Origin of the sequence: Komagataeibacter rhaeticus (assembly GCF_003207855.1) — a bacterium.
GTDB lineage: Bacteria > Pseudomonadota > Alphaproteobacteria > Acetobacterales > Acetobacteraceae > Komagataeibacter > Komagataeibacter rhaeticus.
The window spans coordinates 34,909-50,881 of sequence record NZ_NKTZ01000009.1 but is presented as its reverse complement, the minus strand read 5'-3'; the positions used below and the strand labels follow the sequence as shown (position 1 = coordinate 50,881).

The 15,973-nt window shown below is 66.7% G+C and carries 13 protein-coding genes and 1 tRNA gene; 10 read left to right on the top strand and 4 right to left on the bottom strand.

All coding sequences use genetic code 11. From position 1 onward, the window contains the following. Window positions 1-187: 187 nt before the first annotated feature. A complete protein-coding gene (locus tag CFR78_RS10185; protein WP_240471361.1) occupies window positions 188-1,519 on the top strand; it encodes a chloride channel protein in 1,332 nt (443 codons plus the stop codon). A gap of 172 nt (window positions 1,520-1,691) precedes the next feature. Here the strand turns inward: CFR78_RS10185 and CFR78_RS16260 are convergent, their stop codons facing one another. Together CFR78_RS16260 and CFR78_RS10180 are read right to left on the bottom strand one after the other, a co-directional pair. After that, window positions 1,692-1,868 (bottom strand): hypothetical protein, encoded by a 177-nt coding sequence (locus tag CFR78_RS16260; protein WP_007397626.1) that lies wholly within the window; start codon window positions 1,866-1,868, stop codon window positions 1,692-1,694. 108 nt (window positions 1,869-1,976) lie between these two features. Further along, a complete protein-coding gene (locus tag CFR78_RS10180) occupies window positions 1,977-2,831 on the bottom strand; it encodes a vanillate O-demethylase oxygenase (RefSeq protein ID WP_034929556.1) in 855 nt (284 codons plus the stop codon). A gap of 129 nt (window positions 2,832-2,960) precedes the next feature. Between CFR78_RS10180 and CFR78_RS10175 the strand changes: the two genes are divergently transcribed. The 3 genes from CFR78_RS10175 (at window position 2,961) to CFR78_RS10165 (ending at window position 4,966) form a co-directional block, all read left to right on the top strand. Continuing rightward, window positions 2,961-3,614, top strand: coding sequence for a Rieske 2Fe-2S domain-containing protein (locus CFR78_RS10175; protein ID WP_034929558.1), 654 nt, complete (start codon window positions 2,961-2,963; stop codon window positions 3,612-3,614). Then, window positions 3,611-4,228 (top strand): glutathione S-transferase family protein, encoded by a 618-nt coding sequence (locus tag CFR78_RS10170; RefSeq protein ID WP_034929559.1) that lies wholly within the window; start codon window positions 3,611-3,613, stop codon window positions 4,226-4,228. Before CFR78_RS10175 ends, CFR78_RS10170 begins: the two co-directional genes overlap by 4 nt. Window positions 4,229-4,363: 135 nt before the next feature. After that, window positions 4,364-4,966, top strand: coding sequence for a preprotein translocase subunit YajC (locus CFR78_RS10165; protein ID WP_034929562.1), 603 nt, complete (start codon window positions 4,364-4,366; stop codon window positions 4,964-4,966). Here CFR78_RS10165 and CFR78_RS10160 read toward each other — a convergent pair. Next, on the bottom strand, window positions 4,947-7,151 hold the full coding sequence (locus tag CFR78_RS10160; protein WP_034929564.1) for an FUSC family protein: 2,205 nt from the start codon (window positions 7,149-7,151) through the stop codon (window positions 4,947-4,949). The genes CFR78_RS10165 and CFR78_RS10160 overlap by 20 nt on opposite strands. A 202-nt stretch (window positions 7,152-7,353) precedes the next feature. On the opposite strand from CFR78_RS10160, the gene CFR78_RS10155 reads away from it, so the two are divergent. From CFR78_RS10155 to CFR78_RS10130, 6 genes are all read left to right on the top strand, one after another. After that, window positions 7,354-7,869, top strand: a complete 516-nt coding sequence (locus CFR78_RS10155; RefSeq protein ID WP_181417521.1) for a MarR family winged helix-turn-helix transcriptional regulator — start codon at window positions 7,354-7,356, stop codon at window positions 7,867-7,869. Window positions 7,870-8,009: 140 nt separating this feature from the next. Beyond that, entirely contained in the window at window positions 8,010-8,996 is a 987-nt protein-coding gene (locus CFR78_RS10150) for an HlyD family secretion protein (protein WP_007397634.1), read from the top strand. Continuing rightward, on the top strand, window positions 8,993-11,770 hold the full coding sequence (rbbA, locus tag CFR78_RS10145; protein ID WP_034929567.1) for a ribosome-associated ATPase/putative transporter RbbA: 2,778 nt from the start codon (window positions 8,993-8,995) through the stop codon (window positions 11,768-11,770). The genes CFR78_RS10150 and rbbA overlap by 4 nt, the downstream gene beginning before the upstream one ends. Window positions 11,771-11,774: 4 nt before the next feature. Next, entirely contained in the window at window positions 11,775-12,902 is a 1,128-nt protein-coding gene (locus CFR78_RS10140; protein ID WP_034929570.1) for an ABC transporter permease, read from the top strand. Next, window positions 12,902-14,344, top strand: a complete 1,443-nt coding sequence (locus CFR78_RS10135; RefSeq protein WP_034929576.1) for a TolC family protein — start codon at window positions 12,902-12,904, stop codon at window positions 14,342-14,344. Before CFR78_RS10140 ends, CFR78_RS10135 begins: the two co-directional genes overlap by 1 nt. A gap of 18 nt (window positions 14,345-14,362) precedes the next feature. Next, window positions 14,363-15,712: a GntT/GntP/DsdX family permease gene (locus tag CFR78_RS10130; RefSeq protein WP_007397639.1), complete on the top strand. Its 1,350-nt coding sequence runs from the start codon at window positions 14,363-14,365 to the stop codon at window positions 15,710-15,712. 107 nt (window positions 15,713-15,819) lie between these two features. Here CFR78_RS10130 and CFR78_RS10125 read toward each other — a convergent pair. Further along, window positions 15,820-15,894: transfer RNA gene (locus CFR78_RS10125), tRNA-Thr, on the bottom strand. Window positions 15,895-15,973 lie beyond the last annotated feature (79 nt).

The following is a 15,973-nucleotide window of genomic DNA, read 5'->3' as shown; positions in this document are numbered from 1 at the left end:
GGCAGGTGCGTTGTCGATATCATATCGTAATGAACAATGCAGCACTTCCCGTTCCGGTCTTTCGCATGCTGCCGGCCCCGCCGCCCGCATGGGCCGGGGGCGTGTGTCACCTGTCCGGTTCCGTGTCCATGCATCCCTGCAAAGTCGGCTTGCGCCCGATCCCCGATCCGGCCTACCTCATAACGTCATGTCCGCACCTGCTTCCTCCCCTTCCGCTTCCGTGTCCCATACGCCGTGGCCGGTCATGGCCGTCGCGGTCGTGGTGACGGGCATCCTGTCGGGACTGGGGGGAACGGTGCTGTCGCTGCTGCTGCACATGATCCAGCACCTGGCTTACGGCTACGGCCAGCCGGGCGGCCCGCATACGTTTGTGCAGGGGGTCAGTGCCGCCCCCGCGTGGCGGCGGGTGGCCGCACTGTGCGCGGCGGGCGTGGTGGCGGGTGTGGGCTGGTGGGCGCTGGGGCGTTTCGGCAGGCCGCTGGTCAGCATTGGCGGGGCCGTGGGCAAGACGGAGCTGGGGCGGCCGATGCCGCCGCTCTCCACCCTTGTGCACCTGCTGCTGCAGATCGTGACCGTGGCCCTGGGTTCCCCGCTGGGGCGTGAGGTGGCGCCGCGTGAACTGGGTGCCGTGCTGGCCACCGGCACGGGCCGCATGCTGGGGCTGGTGGCGGCCGACCGGCGCATCATCATCGCGTGTGGGGCGGGGGCCGGGCTTGCGGCGGTGTACAATGTGCCGCTGGGTGGTGCGCTGTTCATACTGGAAGTGCTGCTGGGCACCACGGGCCAGCGCGCGGTGCTGTGCGCGATGGGGGCCTCGGCCATCGGGGCGTGCGTGCCATGGGCGGTGCTGGGTAATGTGCACCAGTATGAAACCGGGGCCATGGCGGTGACCGTGCCCGTGGTACTGTGGGCACTGTGCGCGGGGCCGGTTGTCGGCATTGCGGCGCATATGGCCAGGCGCGTGATGGCTGTCGTGCAGAACCGGGCGGCGACGGGGGTGTCGCGTATCGGCTGGTGCCTGGTGGTGTTTCCGCTGCTGGGGGTGGCGACCTGTTTCTATCCGCAGCTGCCAGGCAACGGGCGCGGGCCGATGCAGCTGGCACTGGCCGCCCAGATGGGGGTGCAGCTGGCCGCGGTGGTGCTGGTGCTTAAATTCGTGGCGATCATGGGGGCGGTGCGGGCCGGCGCGGCCGGTGGCCTGCTGACCCCCAGCCTGGCCATGGGGGCACTGCTTTCCACCGTGCTGGCGGGGGTGTGGAACCTGTTCCTGCCGCCGGTTGCCATGGGTACGGTGGCGCTGCTGGGGGGCATTGCCTTTCTGGGCACGTTCATGTCCATGCCGCTTACGGCCATTGCCCTTGGCATCGAATTCACGCAGCTGGGGCATGACATGTGGGTTCCCGTCCTGCTGGCTTCGGCCAGTGCGCTGCTGGGCTTGCGGGTCTGCGCGCGTGTGGACGGCGCACCGGCCCCCACGCTGCGGCCGGCAGCACCGGGCAGCATGTCGGCACGCTCCTGACCCGGCGGGGGACGGAAAAAGGCGGCACCGTTGCCGATGCCGCCTTATCCTGAGGACAGTCGCATATCTGCTATAACGAACCGTCAGCCCCCTTCATTCCATGCGGGCGTGTCCCGGCGCAATGGGCGCGTGCTCACGTTTGGATGACTTCACGCCATCGTGCCCCGATGGCCTATTTCTCGGCAAAGGGGTCGAAGTCGCCATCGTTTTCACGCACGCTCCACCAGCCCCTGTTCCACTGTTCATAGGCGGGCAGCGTTTCGTCGAACGGGTTTTCGATCAGTGGCTCGCCCTTGGTGGCGGCGGCCTTGCCCTGATCGAAGGCGCTGGTCGTGGTCTGGTCGGTCATGTGTGGCTCCTGTCCTGTCTGCCTGTGCTGGTGCAGCAGGCTTACACCATGCGCCGCAGGCCCGCAGCCCCACCGGGGGGAAGGGGGTAATGCGCTGGACGCAGGTGTTCAGGCCGTGGTGCCATAGGTCATGCCGCGATCGCGCAGCCAGCGGCGGTAGGCGACCGACATGCGGTCCGCCATGGTCGGGATTTCGGCCCCGGCGGAAAGCGGCAGCCGTCGCGGGCGCTGGTTTTCCAGTATGATGCGGTCCTGCAGGAAGATGGTCTGCTGGAACTCCACCAGGTCGGCCAGGGGGGATGCCTCGTCTATCAGGAACATCACCGGATGCGCCCGCGCGCATTCCTGCGTCATGGGCTGGACGAACAGGGCGATCACGTCAAAGCGTCCGGGCCGGGCGGGACAGGTCTTGTACAGAAGCGTCACAAACGGGCCTGCCACGCGGTACAGGTATTCGGTATCGATCCCGTCGGTGGCGGAAAGGGCGGCCTGTGGCTGGTAGAAATGGCAGTCCGTGGCCCAGATCTCGTTGCCGCCTTCACGCAGTTCTATGGTGTAGCGGGCGACTTCCGTGTCCGGCTCGGCCCCCAGGATGTTGGTGTGCACGAAGGGGAAATGCGCCATGTCGAGAAAATTCTCGACGATACGCGGCGCGGAGGTGCGCACTGTGAACACCCCGCAATCCACCAGCCTGCGGTCCGGTTCCAGTGCTTCGTCAATGGCGGGAATATCACCCGCAGGGGTGCCAGGACAGGTCCACAGGCAGCCATGGCGCGCCCGCACGGGCAGCAGGCGCTTTTGGGTTACGTCACAGGCGAATGGCCTGCCCTGCGCGTCATGGCCGAAGGTGATGGGCCGGTCCAGCAGCATGGTGTCGGTCGGCATGCTGCGCAGTTGCGAAAGGGGACTGATGACATGCCATTGGTCCATAACGGTTTCATCGGGGGGAGTGATCTGTGTCATTGCCCGGTTCCTGCCTGCGGTATGCCATGGCGCGTCATGGTATTGCGTGAAAGAATACGGACCATTGTGCGCCACCCACGGGGCGGTATGCAATGATCCGGGCCGGATGAAGGGGAAAAGGCGCAACAGATGGAAAGATGGCATCCGGTCAGTGTCCTGTCCGACCTGCACCGTGGGGAGGTCGCGGGTGTGCGGATTGACGGGCACGAGGTCGTGCTGTGGCGTGAGGACACGGACAGCGCCACCCTGCATGCGTGGGAGGACCGCTGCCCCCATCGCGGCATGCGGCTGAGTTTTGGCTTCGTGCGCGAGGGCGCGCTGGGCTGCCTGTATCATGGCTGGCAGTTTGGCGGCACGGCGCGGTGCAGGCTGATCCCGGCCCACCCCAACGTGCGCGTGCCCGCCGCCATCCAGGTGCGTACCCATATGGTGCGTGAACATGCGGGCCTTGCCTGGGTTGGCATGGAGGGTGCGGGGGCTTTTCCCGCCACCATGCCGGTACCATGGCCGGTAGTGCAGCCGGTGCGCAGCGTGCATGTGTCCGCCGGGGCCGGGCTGCTGCGCCATGCGCTGGGCATGCATGCGGATGTGGCCATGACATGGCGCGGCCCGGTCGGGCTTGCGGTGCATGCGCCGGTGGCGGGGCAGGCCATGCTGCATGTGGTGCGGGCGCGGGATGCGCAGGCCCCGTCCCCGCTGGTGCTGTCACGCTGGGCGGAGCGGCTGCGCGACGGGGTGGAAGGCGGGGGTGACACCACCCGGATCATGGGGGAACTGGCATGAGCGACGCACTGGTCCTGCATGACTGGACGCCGGATGTGCGCTGTTATGCCGTCCGTCTTGGCCTGTCGCTTATGGGGCTGCCCTTTGCCACGCGCGCGGTGGACATGGACCTGGCGCCCGGGCAGCGCCCCGCGGGGCTGGAATCCGGCCTCTGCCCGCCCGTGCTGCAGGCGGGCAGGACGCGGCTGTCGCGCCCGTGCACGATCCTGCTGTTTGCCGCCCGCCAGCCCGGCGTGGCCCCCACATGGCTTGATCCCGTGCAGGGATGGGTGGTCATGGACTGGCTGGATTTTGGCGCGACCGCGCTTGATACGCTGGCCACGCTGCGTACGGCCGCCTTTGGCACCACGCTGCCGGTCCTGCCCGGTACGGTCCCGCTTGAAGCCCTCCTGCGCCGGATGGAAGACCACATGGCCGCCCGCGCCCTGGCGGGGGAGGCATGGTTCGCAGCGCCCGCGCCCAGCATTGCCGATGTGGTGCTGTTCGTGGTGTTCGCGCTTTCGGCCGATCTGGGGGTGGAGCGTGACACCTGTCCCGCCCTGCGGCGCTGGGCGCGCGGGCTGCGGCGCCTGCCGGGTTTTGTCGTCATGCCCGGTGTGCCGGATTATGCCTGACGGCCGTGACACATACGCTTACATGTTTGGATACATGACCCTTCGCATGCGTTATGGGATAGGGAATCTGGACCGGGCGCAGGCCCGCCAGCCGCGTTTTGCATCTGTTAAGTATTATAGGGAAGAATAATAAACATGAACGTAAAGCTGTTTGCACCCCGCCGCGCGGCGGTGGCCCTGGCTGCCGTCGTGGCGGGAGGTGTTGCCGCACTGTCCGCGCCGTCCCGGCCCGCCCTGGCGCAGGCCCCGGTGATCGTGGGCAACCAGACGGCCACCGCCATTGTGGAAAGCGTGGACCACGACGCGGGCATGATCCTGCTGCGTGACAAGGCGGGCAATCTGGATACCGTGCGCGTCGACCCCGACCTGCGCGCCAAGCTGCCGGTCCTGCACCCCGGTGACAAGATTGGCCTGCGCATCGTCCGCACCATTGATGCCGCCATCGCGCCGCCGGGTTCCCCCCTGCCCGAATCGACCGAGAATGCCGCCGGCACCCGCACCGGCCCGCACCCGCATGGCATGATGGTTTCCTTCAAGCGTGAGCGTGTGAAGGTGACGGGCGTCGATACCACCCGCAACCAGGTGGTCTTTGTCGATCCCGATGACATCACCCGCGTCGTGCTGGTCCGCCAGAAGGCAATGCAGGAATTCCTCAAGACCCTCAAGCCGGGCGATGAGGTGGACACCACCGTGATGGATGCGGTGTCGTTCTCGGTACTCAGCCAGCTTCCGACCTGACGGCGGCCAGCGGCGGCCGGTGGGCGGCGGGATAGTCCTCCGCCCATTGCAGCGGCCCGCGCTGGTCCAGGAAGCCGGGAATGTCGCGGATGATCCGCCCGGCCTGTTCCAGACAGGCCATGGCCTCGACCTGGGCCGGGGGGCGCTGCGTGATCGCATCGGGCGGGCACAGCATGCCGGCCGCGCGGATCAGGGCGGCTGCGGTCAGCAGCGGGTTGTGTGCCAGTTCGGCAAACGTGTCCAGCGCATCGTAAATGGCCGTGCGCTGGGCATTGTCTATATCCGGGCTGGTGGCGATGCTGCGGATGCGCTCGACCAGCCGCCCCAGTGACAGGGTGGCCAGCGCCGCATCGATATACTGATGTATGACGGCAGGCCTGGCGAAGAAGGACAGCCGCATGGCCAGCCGGATCACCTTCTGTAGCTGCAGGTTCTCCCATACCAGCCATTCCGTGCCCTGCCTGCGGCCCGACAGCGCCAGCCTGCGCAGGCTGCGCGTGAGCGAGGTGACAAGCCGGGCCGCGTCCAGCCGGTGGTTGGGCGGCAGGATGACCCGGAACGACAGCACCAGCATGATGCAGCCCATAAGCAGTGCCATCCATCCGTTGAACAGGCCGATGTCATTATAATAATGGATCGGGTTGTTCACCTGCAGCATCACGGTGGCAAACACGCCGTAGCCAAACGCGCCAATGCCGAATTTGGGGTGGAACTGCAACCATACCCCCGGCAGCAGCATGATGCACAGCGACAGCCATAGCAGCGGATAGCCATCGATCTGCGGCAGCAGGTAGATATGGCACAGAAGCCCCGCCGGCACACCCAGCGCGGTGCCCGTGGCCATGAGCCCCGCCGCCCGTGAGGCGGAGGGCAGGGTGGACAGCAGGCTGGCCGCCGCCACCACGTACAGCATCATGGTCGGTCCCGCCGTCCAGTGCAGTACATACCAGATCAGGGCGGTCAGCAGGGTGATCGTGGCGCCGCGTGCGCCGTTGCGCAGGGCCGTGGGCCATTCCAGATAGGGTTGCAGCCGCAGCCTGCGCCCCGCGCTGCCGCGGCGTGACAGGTCAAGCAGCGCGGTTTCGATCTGGCCCACCAGGTCCTGTATGTCATCAAGGAATAGCAGCGACTGGGGGGAAATGCTCTGCCGCGCGCGGGCAATCATGGCGTCACGCGTCAGGCGGATGCGTGCGCAGCCTTCCGGCCAGGCGGATTCCAGCGTGCGGCCTTCGGTCAGGTCCATGAGGTGGCGCAGCATGGCCACGATCTCGCCATGCACCGCGCGGTCCTGCGCGGTGTCCGGCGCCGTGATGGTATGCGGGTGATAGGACGCCACGATGCCCGAAAGCCGCGCCAGCCCCGCGCGGATCTCGCGCTGGCGCACGCTTATGTCGTAATTGTCGGTCGCGGCATATTCCACCGCATCCGACAGGCGGCCGATCCGCGCCAGCATGGCGGCACGGCTGTCATGGAAGTCGGACGGCAGAGCGCGGAACGTGGTGGCGGGTGGTCCCTCCGCGCCGGGGGCCGCGACATCCGCATACCCCTGGTGGAAGGCCAGGATATAGCTGACCGTGTCACGGAACAGGGCATGGATCTGGGTGAACAGCGTATCCGACCGGCGTGGTGAGGTCACCATGAAGACCGTGGCCGTGGTCACGATGCCCACCACCACGGCGGAAAGCCGTGACATGGCGCTGAGGAAGATGCCGTCCGGGTCCCCGAAGGCGGGGGCCGAGATGATGACGATGGTATACCCCGTCAGCACGGCGGCATAGGCACGGAACAGCCGCAGGAAGGTGGCAGCCATGCAGGCCAGCCCCACCACGAACGACAGCCCCATGAAATACAGCACCGGCGACTGCACGAACACCGCCATCAGCCCCACGCTGATGGTAGCACCGATAATGGTGCCGATTACACGCCACACGCTTTTGGAAACCAGTGCGCCCACGGTGGGGTTGGCCACGATCATGACCGTGGTGACCGAACTCATGGGGGACTGGAGCTGGAAGGCAAAGGCCAGGAACAGCGCAATGCCGACCGAAAGAAGCGCCCGCGCGCTGAAGGCCGCCGTGGTGCGCGTGGCGGCCCACTGGGTATCGCTGGCGAAACGGCGCATGAAGCTGGACAACATCTGGGTGTGGACTCCCGGCTGCGGCATGGGCGCTTCCTGATAACGCATGCCGCATGAAGATAAAGGGGGCTGGGCCTGCAATGTATTGTATGACAATTAATGCCATGTCAATTATATTGGCGGGACAGGCATTGCCAGGCAGCGCGCGGCTGCCGGGCAGCCATCGCATAAAGGGGTCATGATCCGCCGCCCGCTCTCATGCTATCGGGCAGGGGCGGGTCCTGGCGCGGCCCGGTGGTACCAGCAGGGGATGAGCATGACCGGACGTTCACCATTGCCCGATATCAAGGGCGCGGGTTTCGAGGATATGAGGATGACCTTCCTGACCATGCGGCTGGCCAATACGTGGCGGCTCGTGCTGGACCGTGCCCTGCGGGCGGAGGGGATGAGCATGGCCATGATGCGTCCGCTCGCCTACCTGATGATGCTGCCCGACGGGATCAGCCAGCGCACCCTGGCCCAGTCCATGAATACCGACAGTTCGGCCCTGGTGCGCGTGCTGGACCTGCTGGAAGGCGAGGGACTGGTCGAGCGCCATCCCGACCATGATGACCGGCGTGCCAAGAACCTGGTCCTGACCGCGCGTGGCCGGCGCAAGTGCGAGACCTTTCACGCCACCTGCGCGGCCATGGAGGCCCGCGTGCTGCGCGGCCAGCCACCCGAGCATGTTCAGGCCATGATGCGGGTGCTGGCCGGGGTGCTGGGGCGGGCCGAAGCCGTGATGGAGGAAGGCGACGCAACGCCGTGTGCCGGGCAGGCGCTGTAAATGACCTGCATCAGTTCGTATCCTCCCGCACTGGTATAGGACGGGATCATGAAGAGGCCCGCGGGGCGGGCGTAACTGTGCATGATGTATTGTTCCGGCCCCGTGCCGGCCTGTGCGTCGGGCAGGGAGAAGCATGCGGTATGAAGTGGCGTGATGTGGCGGTCGGTGCCGGTGTGGCCGTGGTTGCGGTGGGGTGTGGCGCAGGGTGGTACGTGGTCCAGCACCACGACGAACTGCCGCCGGGGCTTGCGCGCGCCAACGGGCGGCTGGAACTGGCCCGCATTGATGTGGCGGTGAAGTATCCCGGCCGGATCACGGCACTGGAATTTCACGAAGGGGACGTGGTTGCCGCAGGCCAGGTCCTGGCGCGCGAGGATGATGCCAGCACGCAGGCCAGCCTGGACGCCGCCCGCGCCCAGCTTCTGGCGGCACAGGCCAATGTGGCCCGCGCGGGGGCGGAGCGGGATGCGCGGCAGGCAACGCTGCATCTGGCCCGGCTTGACCTTGAGCATGCCAGCACCATGTTCCGCCAGCATCTGGTATCGGATATGGAACTGTCCCAGCACCAGACCGGTCTGGACACCGCCACGGCGGGGGCTGAGGCGGCTGCGCGCGCGGTCGATGCGGCGGTTGCCGCCGAACAGGCGGCCCGCGCGCAGGTGGCCCAGGCCCGGTCCGCCGAGGACGACATGACCATCCGCGCCCCCGTCGCGGGCCGGATCGAATACCGGATCGTGGAACAGGGGGCCGTCCTGCCCGGCGGCGGGCGCGTTGCCTCGCTGCTGGACCCGACCGACATGTACCTGACCATCTTCTATCCCTCGCTGCAGGCAGGCCAGCTGCATGTGGGGGACCAGGCGCGCATCACGCTGGACGCGCTGCACCAGCAGGTGATTCCGGCCACGATTTCCTTCGTCTCGCCCGAGGCCCAGTTCACCCCCAAATATGTCGAGACCACGACCGAGCGTGACAAGCTGGTCTATCGCGTCAAGCTGCGCATCGATCCCGCCACCGCCCGGCGTTACGGCAGCGTGCTCAAGGCGGGCATGACGGGTGATGGGTACGTCCGCACCGATCCCGCCGCCCGCTGGCCCGCGGCGCTTGATGTGGCCGATGCCCCGCAATGACCGGGCAGGCGCCGCATAACGCCCGGTCGGCCCCGCCGCCGGGCATTGCCATTACGGGGGTCACGCACCGCTACGGCGCGGTCACGGCGCTGGATGACGTGACGCTGGACCTGCCGGCGGGAACCACCATCGGCCTTGTCGGGCCGGACGGGGTGGGCAAGTCCACCCTGCTGGGGCTGATCGCGGGCGTGCGCAGGTTGCAGTCGGGCACGGTGCGGGTGCTGGGGGCGGATATGGGAGACCGCCACGCGCGTGAGGGGTTCCTGCCGCGCACCGCCTTCATGCCGCAGGGGCTGGGGCGCAATCTGTACCCCACCCTGTCGGTATGGGAGAACATCGACTTCTTTGCCCGCCTGTTCGGCATGGATGCCCGCGCGCGTGACGCCCGCATCCAGCGCCTGCTGGACGCCACGGGCCTTGCCCCCTTTCCCGACCGGGCGGCGGGCCACCTGTCTGGTGGCATGAAGCAGAAGGTCAGCCTGTGCTGTGCGCTGGTGCATGATCCGGACCTGCTGATCCTTGATGAACCGACAACCGGCGTTGACCCGCTGTCGCGCCAGCAGTTCTGGACGCTGGTGGACCAGCTGCGCGCCGAGCGCCCGTCCATGACGGTCATCGTCTCGACCGCGTATATGGAGGAGGCGGAACGCTTTTCGTGGCTGGTGGCCATGGACAGCGGCCGGGTGCTGGTCAGTGACCGCACGCAGCATGTACTTGAGCGCACGCATACGAAATCGCTGGAAGAGGCGTATATCGCGCTCCTGCCCGCAGGCCGCCGCCCGCAGGAGGGTGGCCTTGCCATTCCCCCCTATACCAACCCCGGCGGCCCGCCCGCGATCGAGGCGCGGCACCTGACCCGCCGCTTCGGCAGCTTCACGGCGGTGAGTGACGTCAGCTTTACCATAAGCCGGGGCGAGATCTTCGGCTTCCTTGGCTCCAACGGCTGCGGCAAGTCCACCACCATGAAGATGCTGACCGGCCTGCTGGATGTGACCAGCGGCACGGCGGAACTGTTTGGCGAGCAGATCACGGCGGGCGACATGAAGACCCGCATGCGGATCGGGTACATGTCGCAGGCGTTCTCGCTGTACGAGGAACTGACCGTGCGGCAGAATCTCATGCTGCAGGCGCGGCTGTATCGCATTCCGGCTGCAAAAGCGGCACGGATGGTCGAGCAGTCGCTGGATTCGTTCGAACTGCGTGACTGCGCCGATGTCAGCCCCGTCGCCCTGCCGCTGGGCATACGCCAGCGCCTGCAGCTGGCGGCGGCGTGCATCAATAACCCCGAGATCCTGATCCTTGATGAGCCGACATCGGGCGTGGACCCCGCCGCGCGGGATATGTTCTGGTGCCATCTCATCCGCCTGTCACGCGAAGGGCATGTGACGATTTTCGTCTCCACCCATTTCATGAACGAGGCCGCGCGGTGCGACCGGATCTCGCTCATGCATCGTGGGCATGTACTGGCCGTGGGCACGCCGGCCGAACTGGTGAAGAAGCGCGGCGCCCCCACGCTGGAGGCCGCCTTCATCGCCTACCTTCAGGATGCCGAGGCGGCAACGGATGCGCAGGTCCACCCCGCGCCACCGCATGCCCCCACGCGCTGGCACGCGCTGGTCACCCGGCTTGCCGCCCGTTTTGGCGGGGTGGGGGGCGGATGGCTGCCGCGTGCCTGGGCCTTTGCCCGGCGCGAGGCGGTCGAACTGCTGCGCGACCGGCTGCGGCTGACCTTCGCGCTGGTCGGCCCGCTGATCCTGCTGGTTGTCGCGGCCTCCAGCATCTCGTTCGATGTGGAGGGCGTGGGCTTTACCGTGCTCGACCATGACCGCACCACGATCAGCCGCGACCTGATCGACGGTTTCCGGGGTTCGGCCTATTTCCATGAACTGGCCCCCGTGGCGGACGCGGATGCGCTGGACCGGGCCATCCGCAACGGCCATGCCCAGATGGCGCTGGATATTCCCGCAGGCTTCGCGCGCGACATGGAAGCCGGGCGCAGGCCGGAAATCGGGGTGATCATTGATGGCGCGGTCCCGTTCCTGGCGGCCAATGTGCGTGCCTACGCCACCGGGGTGCTGGCGGGCTATGCCACGACACTGGGCCGTGAACTGCCCCGGCAGGCGGCCCTGCCGATCACGGTGGAACCGCGCTTTTCCTATAATCAGGAATTCCGCAGCATCTACGCCATGACGCCGGGCGTGATCATGCTGGCGCTGATCCTGATCCCCACCATGCTCACGGCACTGGGCGTGGTGCGGGAGAAGGAAGTGGGCTCTATCGTCAACCTTTATGCCTCGCCCGCCTCGGTCGGGCAGTACCTCATGGGCAAGCAGGCGCCTTACGTGGCGCTGGCGACACTGAGCTATTTCATGCTGGTGCTTGTGGCGGTGGTGGTGCTGGGGGTGCCGCTCAAGGGGTCACTGCTGGCGCTGACAATCGGCGGTGTGCTGTTCGTACTTTCGGCCACGGGGCTGGGCCTGCTGATCTCGACCTTTGTCAGTTCACAGGTGGCGGCCATCTTCGGCACGTCCATCCTGTGCCTGATCCCGGCGGTCAACTTTTCCGGCCTGCTCTATCCGGCCTCCACCCTTACGGGGGCCAGCCGCCTTGTGGGGCTGGGCTTTCCTGCGGCGTGGTACCAGCTGATCAGCCTGGGCTGCTTTACCAAGGGGCTGGGCACCGGCAGTTTCTGGCTGATGTACCTGATGCTGGGCCTGTTTGCCGCCAGCTACATGCTGGCGGCGCGCCTGCTGCTGAAAAAACAGGAAGCATGAGGCCATGATGCGCTGGCTGGTCAATGTCGGTCTGCTGTGTGGCAAGGAACTGCGCAGCCTGGTGCATGACCGTGTGCTGCTGGGGCTGATCGTGTTCGCCTTTACCGCGGGCGTGCTGCTGGTGGCCAACGGGGTGAAGGTGGAAGTCTCCAACGCCACCATCGCCTTCATCGACGAGGATCATTCCGCCCTGTCGCGCCGCATGCGCGATGCGGTCCTGCCACCCTATTTCAAGGCCGCCGTGCTGGTGGACCGGGCACAGGCCCTGCAGGGCATGGACCGGGGCGATTACATCTTCGTGGTCGACATCCCGCCCCGTTTCGAGGCGGATGTACTGGCCGGCCGCACGCCCGCCGTGCAGCTGCGCGTGGACGCCACCGCCATGACGCAGGCGGGGCTGGGCACCGAATACCTTAACGAGATCCTGCTGGCGGAAGTGGATGACATGCTGCATGCGCCCGCGGTGGTGGAGCAGATCCCCTTTCAGGCCGCCAGCCGCATCCGCTTCAATCCCAACAGTGAATCCAGCTGGTTCACCTCGGTCATGCAGATCGTGACCAACATCACCATCCTCTCCATCGTGCTGGTGGGGGCGGCGGTGATCCGTGAGCGCGAGCATGGCACGCTGGAACACCTGCTGGTCATGCCCGTCAGCGCCAGCGAGATCGCGGTGGCCAAGATCGTGACCAACGGGCTGGTCATATTCGTTGGCGCCATGCTGTCGCTGTGGCTGGTGGTGCATGTGTGGCTGGGCGTGCCGCTGGCGGGGTCGGTCACGCTGTTTGGCGCGTGCGCGCTGCTGTACCTGTTCTCGGCCACGGCGCTGGGCATCATGCTGGCCACGGTTGCCCCCACCATGCCGCAGTTCGGGCTGCTGGTGGTGCCGGTCTATGCGGTGGCGTACCTGCTTTCGGGTGCCGCAACCCCTGTGGAGAGCATGCCACGTCTCATGCAGGTGGTGGTGCGCTTCCTGCCCACCACGCAGTTCGTCAACCTGTCACAGGCCATCCTGTACCGGGGGGCGGGACTGGGTGCGATCATGCTGCCGCTGCTGACCGTGACCGTGACGGGCATTGTATTTCTGGCATTCGCGCTCTCGCGCTTCAGGTCCATGTTGGCAAGGCAGGAATGATGAGGAACAGATTGACGCAGGTTGCCTGCATGGCCCGTCTCGGGGTGGCCGTGGGGCTGGTGGCGGGGTGCTCGCCCTTTCATACGCATGTGCCGCCATCACACGTAAAGGTGCCGGGGCGGTTCGTGCAGCAGCAGGCAGGGCCGGCCACGGCCGTGCCCGTGACCGACCTGACACGCTGGTGGGAAGCGTGGCATGACCCTGCCCTGACCCGCGCGGTGGATACGGCGCTTGCCGCCAGTCCCGACATCCGCATGGCGCGTGACCGGGTGCGCGAGGCGCGTGCGCTGCACACGGTGGCAAAATCGGCGCTGTACCCCACCGTGGGTGCTACGGGCAACATGCTGGGTGGCGGCATGGACTGGCGCAATCCATACAGCCTGCCCGCCAATGATCCGGGCACGGACGGACATCTGGCCGGTATTACCGCATCATGGGAGCCGGACCTGTTTGGCGGCCGCCATGCGGATGTAAAGGCGGCGAAGGCGGGTGTGAAGGCGGAGGAGGAATATTTCCACGGCGTGCAGATGGTCATCGCCGCCGATGCCGCCAGCAATTATCTGCAGGCCCAGGGACTGCAACGCCAGATTGCGCTGACCGATCGCTCAATTGCCCTGCTGGAGCAGTTGCGCGGCTATGGGCAGGCCCGTTTTACGTCCGGGCAGGCCACGGCGGCGGATGTGACGGAAATTGACCAGAAACTGTCCGACCTGCGGGCGCGCAGGCCCATGCAGGTGGCCGGGCTGGACCTTGTGCGCAGGCGGCTGGCCGTGCTGTCGGGGCAGGTGCCCGAAGGGCTGCCCGACCTGCCGCCACCGCCCGCCTATTACCTGCCCCCCGCCCCGGTGGGCCAGATGCCCGATACCGTGCTGGAACGCAGGCCGGACATCCGTGCCCGGCGCGACCAGGTGGATGCGGCGCTCAACCGGCTGAAAAGTGCCAAGACCGACCTGCTGCCGCGCTTCGGGCTGGAATTCTTTGGCGGTGACGGGCGGCTGCGCTTTGACGGGATTCCCGGCATGTCGGGCACTGGCGGGCTGATTGCACTGACCACCTACCTGCCCATTTTTACCGCCAACCGCGTACAGGCGCGTATCCATGCCGCCAGTGCGCGGCTGGATGCGGCGGTGGCGGGCTATGACCAGAGCCTGCTGCACGCGCTGGCGGAAGTGGAGGACGGGTATGAAAACCGCCTGAGCCTGGACAGCCGCGATAAAGACCTGACCCGCGCGCAGGTGCAGGCGGAGCGGGTTGCGCGCGATATGGCCGGGCTGTATGCCGGTGGCCAGCGCACGCTGGGCGATGTGCTGCGGGCCCGCATGGCGGCACTGGATGCCCAGGGTAGCGTGCTGGCCAACCAGGATACCCGCACTACCGCCACCATACAGCTGGCCCGTGCGCTGGGCGGCGGGTGGGAGCTGGCGACACCGCTCTCGCGCTAAAGGGAAGGGAAAGCAGCGATGTCGGTCGGCATGGCCCTGTTACTGGCTGTCATGGCCATCTGTGTTGTTGTTTTCCTGATCGAGCGCATCAAGCTCAACCCGTTCCTGGCGCTGTTCATCGCCTCCATGCTGCTGGGTTTTGCCGCCGGCATGCCGGCCACGAAGGTCGTGGCCTCGTTTGAAGGCGGGGCGGGGCAGGTACTGGGGCAGATCGCCTCCGTCATCGCGCTGGGTACCATGCTGGGCAAGATGCTGGAGGTTTCGGGCGGGGCGGACCGCATTGCCATGACCGTGGTCGCCCTGGCCGGGGCGAGGCGGCTGGACTGGGCCATGATGGTGATCGGGCTGCTGGTCGGACTTTCGGTATTCTTTACCGTGGGCTTTGTCATTCTGGTGCCGCTGGCCTTTTCCATCGCAAAGCAGACCAGAATGCCGCTGCTGCATGTGGCGCTGCCGGTTACGGCCGCGCTGTCGGTGGTGCAGGGCTACATGCCGCCCCATCCCGGCACCATGTTCGCCCTTGCGGCCTATCATGCCGATATCGGCCGCCTGATCTGGCTTGGCGCGCTGGTCAGCGTGCCGGTGGCCATCATTTCCGGCCCGCTCTACACCCGTTTCATCGTGCCCCGCCTGCCAGCCGATGCCGGGGCGCAGGCCGCGCGCCAGCATGTTACGGCCACGCCGCGCGGCAGTGGCGACCTGCCGGGGTTCGGCATTACGCTGTTTACCATCCTTGCCCCCATGGTACTGATGCTGGCGGGATCGGCCACGCGCTTCATGGGGCCGCAGGCGGCGGGGTGGGCGGTCGTGCTGCGCTTTGCGGGTGACCCGAATGTGGGGCTGGCGCTGGCGGCCCTGCTGTCATTCTGGACGCTGGGGCTGCGGCGCGGGCTGACGCGTGAACAGGTTCTTGGCTATTCCAGCCAGTGCCTTGGCCCGCTGGCGGGACTGCTGCTGATGATCGGGGCGGGGGGCGGCTTTGGCGCGGAACTGATGGATAGCGGCATTTCGGATGCGATCGCGCGCACGGCGGTGGACATGCATGTGCCGCTGCTCATCCTGGCATGGGGGCTGGCGGCGGGCATGCGCCTGGCGGTGGGATCGGCCACCGTGGCCATGAGTACCACGGCGGGGATTGTCGCCCCCATCATGGCGCACGCGCAGGGCGCCTCGCCCGAACTGCTGGTGCTGGCCACGGGGGCGGGGGCGGTCATGTTCGGCCCGATGAACGATTCCGGATTCTGGCAGGTGCGCGACGCGCTGGGGCTGAGTGTGGCGCAGACCCTGCGCACCTGGTCGGTCATCGAGACCCTGATCGGGGTGGCGGGGCTGGGGATGTGCCTTGTTCTGGGGTGGTGCGGGCTGTAGGGCCGGGGATACGCAGCCGCCTTCATGCCCGGTCAGGCCTGCGGACCCATGATGCCTGACGGGCAGCATGAATGACAGAAAACAACGGGATGTCAGGAATATAGGGATGGTGCCGACACTCGGAATTGAACCGAGGGCCTACTGATTACGAATCAGTTGCTCTACCCCTGAGCTATGTCGGCAAACCTGTGGGGTCTGATAAACGAAGGGCTGGCATGATGCAATATCTCAAATGCGGCATTCCCCATTTTAATTTGGTCT